Origin of the sequence: Cocleimonas sp. KMM 6892 (assembly GCF_035798195.1) — a bacterium.
Classification (GTDB): domain Bacteria; phylum Pseudomonadota; class Gammaproteobacteria; order Thiotrichales; family Thiotrichaceae; genus Cocleimonas; species Cocleimonas flava.
In genome coordinates this window covers 430,886-443,551 of the sequence record NZ_JAPFBV010000004.1, presented here as the reverse complement: position 1 = coordinate 443,551, position 12,666 = coordinate 430,886, and the positions used below count along the sequence as shown (strand labels likewise).

The 12,666-nt window shown below is 42.4% G+C and carries 7 protein-coding genes; 5 read left to right on the top strand and 2 right to left on the bottom strand.

Annotation, left to right across the window (positions count from 1 at the left end):
• Window positions 1-268 precede the first annotated feature (268 nt).
• From OO007_RS13650 to OO007_RS13640, 3 genes are read left to right on the top strand one after another with little or no spacing between them, the layout of a single operon-like run.
• A complete protein-coding gene (locus tag OO007_RS13650) occupies window positions 269-1,714 on the top strand; it encodes a circularly permuted type 2 ATP-grasp protein (RefSeq protein ID WP_131907253.1) in 1,446 nt (481 codons plus the stop codon).
• A gap of 2 nt (window positions 1,715-1,716) precedes the next feature.
• The gene (locus OO007_RS13645) at window positions 1,717-2,742 is read left to right on the top strand and encodes an alpha-E domain-containing protein (protein WP_325809227.1); all 1,026 of its coding nucleotides are present in this window, start codon (window positions 1,717-1,719) and stop codon (window positions 2,740-2,742) included.
• Between the two features lie 17 nt (window positions 2,743-2,759).
• Window positions 2,760-6,257 (top strand): transglutaminase family protein, encoded by a 3,498-nt coding sequence (locus tag OO007_RS13640; RefSeq protein ID WP_325809226.1) that lies wholly within the window; start codon window positions 2,760-2,762, stop codon window positions 6,255-6,257.
• A 149-nt stretch (window positions 6,258-6,406) separates the two neighbouring features.
• Here the strand turns inward: OO007_RS13640 and OO007_RS13635 are convergent, their stop codons facing one another.
• Window positions 6,407-6,904, bottom strand: coding sequence for an AAA family ATPase (locus tag OO007_RS13635; protein WP_325809225.1), 498 nt, complete (start codon window positions 6,902-6,904; stop codon window positions 6,407-6,409).
• Window positions 6,905-7,194: 290 nt separating this feature from the next.
• Between OO007_RS13635 and OO007_RS13630 the strand changes: the two genes are divergently transcribed.
• Both OO007_RS13630 and OO007_RS13625 read left to right on the top strand, forming a co-directional pair.
• Window positions 7,195-10,251, top strand: a complete 3,057-nt coding sequence (locus tag OO007_RS13630; RefSeq protein WP_325809224.1) for a DUF2339 domain-containing protein — start codon at window positions 7,195-7,197, stop codon at window positions 10,249-10,251.
• On the top strand, window positions 10,248-11,663 hold the full coding sequence (locus OO007_RS13625; protein WP_325809223.1) for a DUF3999 family protein: 1,416 nt from the start codon (window positions 10,248-10,250) through the stop codon (window positions 11,661-11,663). The genes OO007_RS13630 and OO007_RS13625 overlap by 4 nt, the downstream gene beginning before the upstream one ends.
• Window positions 11,664-11,670: 7 nt before the next feature.
• On the opposite strand, the gene OO007_RS13620 is transcribed toward OO007_RS13625, so the two are convergent.
• Complete coding sequence (locus OO007_RS13620) at window positions 11,671-12,576, bottom strand: DMT family transporter (RefSeq protein WP_325809222.1); 906 nt, start codon at window positions 12,574-12,576, stop codon at window positions 11,671-11,673.
• Between the last annotated feature and the right edge of the window lie 90 nt (window positions 12,577-12,666).

The window sequence follows — 12,666 nt, the reverse complement described above, 5'->3', positions numbered from 1 at the left end:
AGCCATACAGTATACGCCTGTTCGTACCTTTATATATAGCTATTTCTTCATATTTCAATCATAGAAGTATTTTATCAGTTTCATGTTAAATAAAAATGTACTGTGGCACACCTTTTGCACTATAACTTATAGAGACAAGGGTATAGAGGTACAACATGGGAACAGTGATATTCTTTGTTCTATATCAATCTTCAATTAGGTAAGAATAACTCTCAGCTATTTGTGATTTATAGTCTGAGCAATAATAAAGTCAATAAATAGGTATTTTATGGAATGGAATGATTACAATTCCGGGGTATTCTTTGATGAGATCATGGAAACGAGCTCACAACCTCGAACTGTCGCAAAAGAACTATATAACTACTTAAAATCTCTTGATAAAAATGAAGTTCTGGCACGTAAAATGGCTTCGGAACGCTGCATAGAAGAGATGGGGGTATCTTTTACCATATATTCGGAAGGTAATAATATCGACCGACACTGGCCATTTGATATCATACCCAGACCAATCCCATCTTCCGAATGGAAGATCGTTGAAAAAGGCCTGATACAACGTATCAAGGCGCTAAACATGTTTATCAATGACGTCTATAACGATCAAAAAATCTTAAAAGATAAACTAGTCCCGAGGCATTTGATTGAAGGCTCATCAAACTATTTAAAGGCATGCCAGGGTATAACGCCCCCTCATGGTGCATGGGCGAATATTTCGGGCACTGATTTGGTGCGAGACGGTGATGGTGTCCTAAGAGTGCTAGAAGATAACTTACGTGTTCCTTCTGGTGTTTCTTATATGATCGAGAACAGAGAAATCACCAAAAGAATATTCCCTGAAGTGTTTGATACTCAATGTATCTCGCCAATCACAGATTATCCAATCCGATTACATGAAATGCTGGCTTCATTATCTCCAAGAAAAGATGTAGCCCCAGTGATTGCTGTACTAACACCGGGTATCTACAACTCAGCTTATTACGAACATTCCTTTTTGGCGCAGGAAATGGGTGCAGAATTAGTCGAAGGGGCGGATTTATTCGTCGATAAAGATGACTGTGTTTATATGCGCACAATAAACGGCCCACAACGCGTTGATGTTATCTATCGCCGTGTCGATGATGTGTTTATCGACCCAGAAGTATTTAATAAACATTCAATGTTGGGTGTGCCAGGAATCATGAGAGCATGGAAGAAAGGCAATGTCGCCATTAGTAATGCGCCCGGTAGTGGTGTTGCTGATGATAAAGCGGTATATGCCTACGTGCCCAAGATGATTAAGTATTATCTCGATGAAGAGGCAATTCTGCCTAACGTTAAAACCTATCTGTGTTACGAAGACGATGATTTTGCTTATGTGAATGAGCACCTTGAAGATTTGGTCATCAAACCGGTAAATGAGTCAGGTGGATACGGCATTCTGTTGGGTCCGAAAGCGACTAAAGAAGAGATCGAAGAATTTCGTGGTTTGATCGCGAAGAACCCTCGTAATTATGTTGCACAACCCATGCTAGATTTATCAACCGCTCCTGTCATAACCGATCAAGGGATTGCACCTAGGCATCTTGATTTACGTCCTTTTATTTTACAAGGTGAAAATTGTTGGGTGACTAAAGGAGGTTTAACACGAGTTGCAATGGTAGAAGGGTCACTTGTTGTGAATTCATCGCAGGGTGGTGGTAGTAAAGACACCTGGATTGTTGAACAGGAGGATGAATAATTATGTTATCTACAAGTGCAGAACGTGTTTACTGGTTAGGCCGTTACATCGAAAGAACTGAAGATACCGCAAGAATGCTTAAGGCATTTTCGCAAGTCATGATGGATATTCCCAAGGCTCAGAAGCTAGATTGGAATATGTTATTGCGAATTCTGTCTTCTGAGCATGAATTTAATAAACTTTATGACGAAGCTACTGAGAAGAATGTAATCAAGTTTCTGTTAGCCGACATCAGAAACCCAAGTTCTATTCGTTCATCCATTAAAGCCGCTCGCGAAAACGCAAGAACATCCAGAGATGTTATACCTACGGCAGCGTGGGAAATGCTCAACGATTTGAATTTATTTATCAAAGAATCGGTGGATGATTCGACGCACAAAAGAGTGCGTTATAAATTCTTAACAGAAATCATCTCCAGGTCATTGCAATTTAATGGCATGATACAAAATTCATTAAGTCGAAATCAGGCTTACGATTTCTTACAGTTAGGCATCATGCTCGAGAGGGCTGATATGACATCCAGAATATTGGATGTGGCAGCGGGTATCCTCTTGCGTCGAGATAGTTTAGAAATTAATTCTTTTGATATGCTGATCTGGCTTGAAATACTGAAAGCGCAAAATGCCGTGCAGATGTATCGAAGTGCGAATGGTCCAAAGATTGAGCCGACCAAAGTCCTTCACTTTATTTTATGCAGAGAAGAATTCCCTCGTTCGATTAAGTACTGCTTATCTGAAATTGAGAGAAGTGCCTCTAAATTACCGGATAATCAAGACGTTTTTGAAGGCTGGGATTTATTGCTAGGTCAGTTGAACAGTTTCGATGAAAACAAAGATGTCTCTCCGGAATTCTTACATCGTTATTTCGATGATATTCAAAAAGGAATTATAAAAATTCACAACAGAATCAGTCTGACCTGGTTTCCAAAGTCGATAGAAGTAATAACCGAACAAACGTCAGATGAAGAGATTGATGAGTCGCCGCTTCAAATCGACGAAGATCTTTCTCAAAAACAAACCCAAGCCTGAATCAGGAATAATAAAATATGACAATAGATGTAGCTTTAAACCATAAAACGTCGTACACGTATGATCGCGCCGTCAATCTTTCCCCGCATGTTATTCGTTTGAGGCCGGCTCCACATTCACGTACTCCGATCAAATCCTATTCTTTGCGAATTGAACCAGCAGATCATTATATCAATTGGATGCAGGACCCTTTTGGAAACTATGAAGCACGATTGGTATTTCCTAACAAAACCACCAAGTTTTCTTTCGAAGTCGACTTAGTGGCAGAATTGACAGTCATTAACCCTTTTGACTTTTTCGTTGAAGAGTATGCTGAAAATTATCCTTTTGAATATAAAGCCGAACTAAAAAATGAGCTATCACCGTATTTACATGTCTCTGAAAATGGAGACAAGCTCAACGAGTGGCTAAAAGGTGTTGATAAGTCTGAAGTACGTGTACAGGATTTCCTCGTACAGTTGAATCAACGCTTAGAAAAAGAGATCGGCTATAACATCCGTATGGAGCCAGGTGTTCAGACCTGTGAAGAAACGCTCGAAACGGCAACGGGTTCTTGTCGTGACAGTGCCTGGTTGTTGGTACAAATTTTACGTCACCTCGGCTTAGCTAGTCGTTTCGTTTCAGGTTATTTAGTGCAGTTGACTTCGGATGAAAAATCACTGGATGGACCTTCAGGCCCTGAAGAAGATTTCACCGATTTACATGCATGGTGTGAAGTATTTATCCCAGGTGCTGGCTGGATTGGTCTTGACCCAACATCAGGTTTATTCGCCAGTGAAGGTCACATTCCGCTGGCATGTACTGCTGATCCTGGAAGTGCTGCACCGGTAACAGGCGGCATGGATGAATGTGAAGTTATCGACTTCAATTTCAGCAATGTAGTAACACGTGTAAGAGAAGATCCTCGTGTAACCAAACCTTATACAGAAAAGCAGTGGCAAGCGATCAATGCTCTGGGTGAGAAGGTTGATGAAGTACTCATCGCTGAAGATGTGCGTCTTACCATGGGTGGAGAGCCAACCTTTGTCTCCATCGATGACATGGAAGCACCGCAATGGAACACCGATGCACTTGGAGAACATAAGCGCATTCTGGCAGGGCAGTTACTGTTAAACCTCAAGGATCGTTTTTCTACAGGTAGCTTGCTACATTATGGTCAGGGTAAATGGTATCCAGGGGAAGAGATTCCACGCTGGGCGCTAGGTACTTATTGGCGTAATGATGGAAAAGCGATCTGGAAAAACCCTGATCTTATAGCGAAAGATTATGAAGATTACAAACAGACGCCTGAAAATGCGAAAGAGTTTGCGCGTATTTTAACCAGGCATCTTGGACTGTCTGATAAGTACATTATTCCGGCGTTTGAGGATCAGTTATATTTCCTTTGGAAAGAGGGTACGATCCCGATAAATCTCGACTCACAAAAAGCGAGTTTGAAAGACTCCTTAGAACGTCAGGCAATTGCAAAAGTGCTGATGCAAGGTTTGGACAGTGAAGTGGGTTATGTTCTGCCGATTAGCTGGGATTACAACGAACTAAAATGGCACAGTGCGCCTTGGCAGTTCAGAAATGATCGACTGCAATTAATTCCGGGTGATTCACCGATGGGACTTAGATTGCCACTGGATTCATTGCCATGGCAAGCAGAAGATGAGCGCGAAATACAAACAGATCGCGACACCATGGAAGAGCTAGGTGAGCTAGATGATTATTATGGTGAAGTTGTTGATCGTTATGAAAATTCAGATGACGATGAAAATGAATCTAATGTAGGTATTCTTGAAAGTTACTTTGGCTGGTTGAAGCGTAAGTCGAAAAAGAGACAGCAGCCGACTGCCGATATGAAGCTGGAAAAAGACTCAGGTAAAGAAACCAGCAGTAAGAAAAAAGGCAAGAAAGGAAAGAAAAAGGAAACCGAAAAGTTTATTGTTGATGTGCCGCATACCGCGCTGTCTATCGAAGCACGAGATGGCTATTTGCACGTGTTTATGCCGCCATTGAGTTACCTTGAGCATTATCTGGAATTGATCAGTGCCATAGAGTTAACCGCAGAAAAACTGAAAACACCGGTGCGTATTGAAGGCTACCCGCCACCACGTGATCATCGTGTTACTTCATTCCAGATTACTCCTGATCCGGGCGTTATCGAAGTTAATATACACCCATCGAACAACTGGGCAGATCTGGTTAAACACACTGAAATTCTCTATGAAGAAGCACGTATTTGTCGCTTGGGCACAGAGAAATTCATGCAGGATGGCAGGCACACCGGTACCGGTGGTGGTAACCACGTAACACTGGGCGCTGCGCAACCTACGGATAGTCCATTCCTGAGACGACCTGAGTTGTTACAGAGTTTTGTTACGTACTGGCAACATCATCCAGCCTTGTCTTATTTGTTCTCGGGATTATTTATTGGTCCAACCAGTCAGGCTCCGCGTGTCGATGAAGGTCGTGATGAAAAACTCTATGAGTTGGATATCGCATTCTCTCAAATGCCAAGTGGCGAGACTGATCAGCCTTGGTTAGTGGATCGTTTATTACGTCATTTATTGACGGATATCACGGGTAATACGCATCGTTCAGAGTTTTGTATCGATAAACTATTCTCTCCAGATTCGGCATCAGGACGTCAGGGGATTCTAGAGTTCCGTGGTTTTGAAATGCCACCACATCCTCACATGAGTTTGATGCAAGCCTTGTTGATTAGAACCTTGCTAGCTTGGTTCTGGAAGAATCCATACAAGAAGCCTTTGGTTCGTTGGGGTACAGAGCTCCACGATCGTTTCATGCTTGGTCATTATGTCGCATCGGATATGAAGGAAATTATCCGTGACATCAATGATGCTGGTTATGACTTCAAATTTGAATGGCTTGCGCCTTTCATTGAATTCAGATTCCCACGTTACGGAACGTTGCAGTTAGGTGATAAGCAAGTCGTATTGCACGGCGCAATTGAACCATGGCATGTACTGGGTGAAGAATCTGGTAGTCAGGGTACAGCGCGTTATGTGGACTCCTCGGTAGAACGTGTTCAGATAACCGTCAACGGTTTCACTGATTCACGTTACATCATTGTGTGTAATGGTCATCGTGTTCCGTTAAAGAGTACGGGTACTCATGGTGAGTACGTAGCGGGTATCCGTTACAGAGCGTGGAATCCACCTTCGGCATTGCATCCAACGATTGGCATTCATGCGCCATTGGTTATCGATGTCGTGGATACCTGGAATGATCGCTCAATAGGTGGTTGTACTTACCATGTGGCACATCCGGGCGGATTAAACCCTGAGAACTCACCGATTAATGCGGTAGAAGCTGAATCACGTAGAGTCAGTCGTTTCTGGGACTTTGGTCATACACCTGCGAGTGCTCCGGTAGTTGCTCCACCATTATTGGGTGGTAAGCAGAGCTTTGTTACACATCAGAAGAGTAGTTCTGATTTCAGTGAATTGTCAGAAGAAATGACAGCTGAATATCCGTACACCTTAGATCTAAGATGTTTTAAATCGTAATGAGTTTGTGACATTGATTAGGTAAATACTGGACTAAGCTTATAATGTTTGATTGTTATAAGCTTAGTCTTTGTATTCAATATTTTATAAAAGCATCAATAAAAAAGTGCCCATAAGTAGGGGGGTGACTTAAGCAATAACCAATAACCCTATGTATTATCTACAACGCATCCATTCTTAAGTTCGTCTTCATCAGGAATCTCAAATCGTGGTTCCATAAAATCAAACATCATCTCAGTAACTTCAAAAGCATAAACGTCGGGGTCTTTCTCCGCGTTGCGTTTCTCCACACGTTTCCTGCGAATATCTGTCGGTGCATCTAAATAATGCACTTCGGCATCTATGCCTAACTTTGCTGCTCGTTGAGAAAATGAATCTCTTTGTTCTTTGGTAGTAAAGCCCAGATCTAAAATAACATTTCCATCTATTGCCAGGATTTGTTCGCTGATTTTCCAGATTTGCTCGTAACAGCGGTTAACTCTTTCAATCATCCAGGAATAATCTAACTCAGTCATATCGTCTGCGAATAGCGTTTGCATCCATGGGTCTATGGAGAACCTGATAGCTTTAGCATCTTTAGCAAGTGCTACGGAATAAGTGGTTTTACCAACGCCTGTAGGACCGCAGACTAGAATTAATCGTGCCATTTTTTCTCCCTGATCATGATCGATAGTTTGTTATAGCAGGATAGCGCTTCATCTACCAAAATAAGTGCTGAAAGTAGGGGGGGGGGTTGTGATTAGTTAAGCGTCACAACAGCTTAAGCCTGATACAATTCACCGCAGACAGTATCGCTAAATTTTCTGATTTACAGATTTTTAGGCAATAAGATGTTCTGATGGAACTTAAGGGATAGTATTTTGATACTATTTCGGCATTGCTGTCTTGGGTTGAACATAAAAAGTATTATACAAAAAAATACAAATGGGTAGTTTTAATGAAGTTTCTTTTCGCTGGAATATTTCTGGTTGTTTCTGTGTTGTTATCTTTCTCATTGGGAAGCAGAGAGTGGCAATTAGCATTTATTGGACTTGCAACCATCGTCGGTTTTTTGCTGGGTCAGGTTTTAGGCTTATCTAAAGAGATAAAGTCACTGCGCGATGCGCTTGCTAAAGACTGGGAACAAAGACAAGCTGAGACTCAGGCAAATCAAGCTATAGCAAACTTTTCCAATGCTAATAAATCGCAAGTGGAAGACGAACAAAGCATCAGTCAGCCATCATCGCAGACGAATACCCCGCAAACTAATACCTATGGCGAAAGTGGTGATGATCAACAACAAGAATATCTAGATACGATTTCGCAAGCAGCTAATAATGTTGCCCCAGCTGATGAAGCAAACCTTGAAACAGGTCTTGAGACAAATACAATAAATCAACAAGCCGTCCCAGAGTCTATTGATCAAGTCGCTTCAACGCCTTACATCCCGCCTGTTACAGAAGCGACTGACGCTATTGAATCAACTAATGCTTCGCGCGAAGACAATATTCTGGAAAAAGTCGGGGATAAAATTAAAGAATACTTTATGGGCGGAAACCTATTCGTTCGCATTGGTATCATTATTCTATTCTTTGGTGTTTCCTTCCTACTCAAATACGTGTCTGATCGAGGCTTTTTCCCGATCGAATACCGTTTGATTGGCGTCGTCGTTGGGGCGATGTTCTTGCTCGGTCTAGGGTGGCGATTACGTCACAAAAATGAAACCTACGCCTTATTATTGCAAGGTGCAGGTATTGGTATCTTATATCTGGATATTTTCGCAGCCTTCAGTATGTTCAAGCTCATTGAGCCAACGTTAGCCTTCGGTTTATTGTTTGTCGTCAGCATGTTAAGTGCGGCATTAGCCGTATTACAAGACTCAAAATCACTCGCTGTTTTAGGCTTTAGTGGTGGTTTTCTCGCGCCGGTTTTAGCCTCAAGCGGCTCAAACAACCATGTTTATTTATTCAGTTACTATGCCGTTCTCAATATCGCGATTGTGGTGATTGCATGGTTTAAAGCATGGCGTCCGCTGAATCTATTAGGTTTTGCATTTACCTTTATTATCGGCACCGTTTGGGGTGTGTTGAGATATGACGATAGCAAGTTCGCAACCACCGAACCATTCCTGATTATTTTCTTCCTATTCTACGTATTAATTGCTGTTTTATTCGCATTACGTCAGCCACCAAAGCTGCGTGGTTATGTTGATGGAACCTTACTGTTCGGCGTGCCGCTTGCTGCATCAGCGCTACAATATTCACTGGTAAAAGACTTTGAATACGGCGTGTCGATTTCATCGTTTGCGATGGGTTTATTCTACATCGTACTTTCATGGTTTGTATGGAAGCGTAAAGGAGATGGCTTAAAACTGTTATCCGAAGCTTTCCTCGCATTAGGTGCAATCTTCGCTTCAATGGCGATTCCATTCGCTTTGGCTCCAACCCAAACGGCCGCAGCCTGGGCATTAGAAGGTGCAGGACTACTCTGGTTAGGTTCTCGTCAGGATCGCATTTCTGTAAGAGCCTTTGGTTTAATCTTACAGGTGGGAGCGGGTGCCATTTTCCTCGCTCGATTCAGCCATATCGGCGACTTAAAACCTTTTGTAAATGGTCACTTTATCAGCAGTATGATGATGGCAGTTGCGGGCATTATTTCAGCCCGATTACTCTTTAAAGAATTCGAAGGTCGCAGAGTGTGGGAAAAAGGTATCAGCCCCTTCGCACTAGGCTGGGGTTTGATCTGGTTGTTCGGCGGCATTAGTTTCCAGCTCTTCACTTATTACGACCTTAAATGGATGGCGAGTAATTTACTCATTCTAAGCGCGATTGTGAGTATTGGTTTCACCCTTGCTGCAACTCGGTTAAAACCAGAATGGAAGCACGCCTGGTATGTAGCCAGTGGTTTGTTTGTATTGGTGATACTGCTTGGGCTTTCTCAAGTCGGGGCAACTGGTTTCCAAAGCGCTTACCATCCGTCACAATGGAATGGTTGGATAGCATGGCCGATTGTCTTTGCAGCGTTCTATTTCCATTTATATCAGCTACAAAAGCACGCTGTGTTCCAGAAAATACAGCCGATATTCCACAGTTTATTACTCATTCTACTGGTGACATTAATTACGCTAGAAGGCACATGGTGGTTGAATAAACACTTGTCCAGTTCTTCAGCCTGGTTGAATATCTGGTATGTGATACCAGCGACACTGGCGCTCTGGATGATTATTAAAGCGAAGTTTTGGCCATTCAGTACGCATCAACTAACGTATCGACAGCAGACTGGTTTTGCGTTCGCTGCCTATTTAGCGCTATGGTCATTGATGGCACTGGTATCGAAAGGACAATCAGAACCTTTACCGTGGATTCCATTATTGAACCCTACGGATATCATGGTGGTGATCGTTTTCATCAGCTTGTTCAAATGGTGGCGTGCTAGTGGCATAGGGAACGTTGCCAGCGACATCGGTGACACGGCATCGATTGGCAATCACAATCCTGACAGAACGTTATTCAATCAGCGTGCGCTAATGATTGGTTTTGCCTCTTTAGTATTTTTATGGCTCAACTTCACTCTATTTAGAGTGGCACATCACTGGTTTGGCATTGCATACGATCCTGATGTCCTATTCTATTCAAACTGGGTACAAACCGCTGTTTCTATTTTATGGGCTTTGTCGGGTGTCATACTCACCTTGTATTCAAGCAAAAAACAGATTCGCCCATTGTGGGTTGCAGGTGCGGTAATACTGGGACTAGTGGTATTGAAATTGTTTGTGATTGATCTGGCTGCGTTAGGTAGTTTAGGCCGAGTAGTCTCATTCCTCGTAGTGGGTGTGTTGCTAACCAGTATCGGCTATTTTGCGCCATTGCCCGATAAAAATGGAACTGACAAGCAAGTAGAAGAACTAAACGAAGACAATGCCAGCGAAGAGAAAACTAGAGAAGAGAAAATCAACGAAGAGAAAATCAACGAAGAGAAAACCAGTGAAGAAAGTTCGATTGAGGATCAAAAATGAGGATGAAAGCAAAGCATCAATTACTTAAGGTATATGGAGTATGTGCAATAACGGCGGTACTGCAATTTTCGCTAAACGCCGCGCCATTTACTCTCGAAGACTTTGCGCATTCGGCAGAATTAACCAATGCCACAACCTCATTAAGAGAGGTTGATTTACCACTGATAGTCTATGAAAAAATGCAACGAAAAGATTATGGTGATATCCGTGTTTTCAGCGCAGATGGTCAACTGGTTCCCTATCAGCTGAGCCGGATTGAAAGAGTTAATTCGCAACAACAAAAGCCTTTGGTGTTTTATCCTTTTACCAAAGAGCAGGCGGCGGATACTGGCAATATAAAAGTAATCATTGAGCAGAATAAAAATACCAATCAGCAAAATGGACAACAGAGTATAAAAATCGCCCAAAAGTGGGGGGGTGACCCTGATAATCATCAGGACGATAAAGAATACCAGTACATTATAGAAAACCCCGAAAACACATCTGCAGCGCATAAATTGAATATGTGCGGGCTGAAACTCGATTGGGCACAAGAAAAACCGAGCATGGTGCTACCGCTCAAATTAGAGAGTAGCAACAACTTGCAGAATTGGTCGAACTTAAGCCGAAAGCAGACCGTCTCTAAACTCAATTACGCAGGCTCTAAACTGATACAGGACCAGATTGGCTTTTCCTGTACATCTCAAAAATACCTGCGACTCACCTGGTTGAATCCAAGTTCTCAAGCTCATATACAAAAAATTCAGGGTATCTACAACAGCACTGGCAAGCAGCAAACACAATGGAAAAGCCTTGGAAAACCAGGTTATGACAAAGACGGAAATTGGCTTTTTGAAAGCGATGTGGTTGCCGCAATTACACAAATGGAATTTGTCGCACCGCAAGACGGATTACTCTATAAGGGTAAATTGTATTCACGAAATCATGACAATGATGAGTGGCGATTTTCGCATAACATCAGCCAATATCGCTTAAACATTGGAGACACTCAATTACAAAGCAGTGCCTTTTCAATTAACCCTAATAAAAACCGTTACTGGAAGGTAACGCTAGATTCAGAAGGGCAGTTTACCGATGAACAACTCCCTGAAATCAGAGCGGCATGGTCACCAAGAAAGCTGCTATTTTTAGCACAGGGAAAAGAGCCGTTTAAAATTGCCTTCGGTAATCCAAACATAAAACCCTCGCAGCAAAACGACCTGAATAATTTGATTACAACCATCCGGGATTCAGGCTCTATGGTGGATAATGTCAAACTGGGTGAAATCAAAAACAGTGGAAAAGTCTTCTCTCCAGATACCAACTGGAAACTGATTATATTCTGGGTAATGCTTCTACTCGGCACATTGCTCATGGCTTATATGGCGTTCAAATTGTATAAGCAGATGGGTGAGGACAAAGCAGGTGAATAATTAGTTCTTACGAACTGAGAACTGCCACCCTTCGTTTCTCTGCCTGCAACGATAACCAGGCGTGGATAAATAGCGTCAATAAGATCACAAACCCACCGATCAACGTCATATTGGAAGGTCTTTCACTTAAAAATGCCCAACCTAGGTACGAACCCATAACCGTTTCTAACGGCATGATCAAACTAACTTCAGGGGCTGAGATGTAACGCGGCCCCAGCGTTATTAACGCAAATGCAATCGTGACGACGATTCCACCGATAATTAAATAAGGAATTGATGCTTCAGGCAGTGCGTATGCTTTGGTAGTCTGGCTCAGCATTAATGCGCCGCCAGTTGCCGCCACAAGCCCACTAATGACCATAGCTGGGACCATATTGATGTCCTTACGACGACGTGTCAGGGTAAAGCTAACCGCCATAAATATTGAGGTACCAAGGGCAAATAAATCACCAAGCAAGCTACCAGAACCAAGGCTCTTGGATACGATTAAAATGATCGCGACAAAGATAACAGCCATCGCTATCCAGGTGCGCAGATGCACTTTTTCTTTTAAAAACAGCCAGCTAAATAAAGACGCAAAAGCAGGTGAGGTGCTGATGATCACCAGTGTGTTTGAAATACTGGTATTTTGAATGGATGCCGTAAAAAAGAACGAGCTAACCCCAAAAATCAAACCAATTAAAAGTCCTGCACGACCAATATTCTTAAATTGTTTGAGGGTTTTTTCACGATACATCAACAACATCAGAATAGAAATGCCAGCGGCAAAGGCAATCCCACGCCAAAGCACTGCAGTCCAAGTCTCAACGTCTAAAAGACGAATTAAAAGCGCATCCGGGCTTAAAATAAGAACCCCAAGGGTGGTAATTAAAATACCTTTTAGATGATCGGATGTGGGATTAGCGTTTGTCACGATAGTGTTCTGCTTTGAGTTTACGTCATAAAAAATCAGATAAGGCGAGGATTCTCACCCATCTGATGCTAAAGCACAAAGCTTAAATAA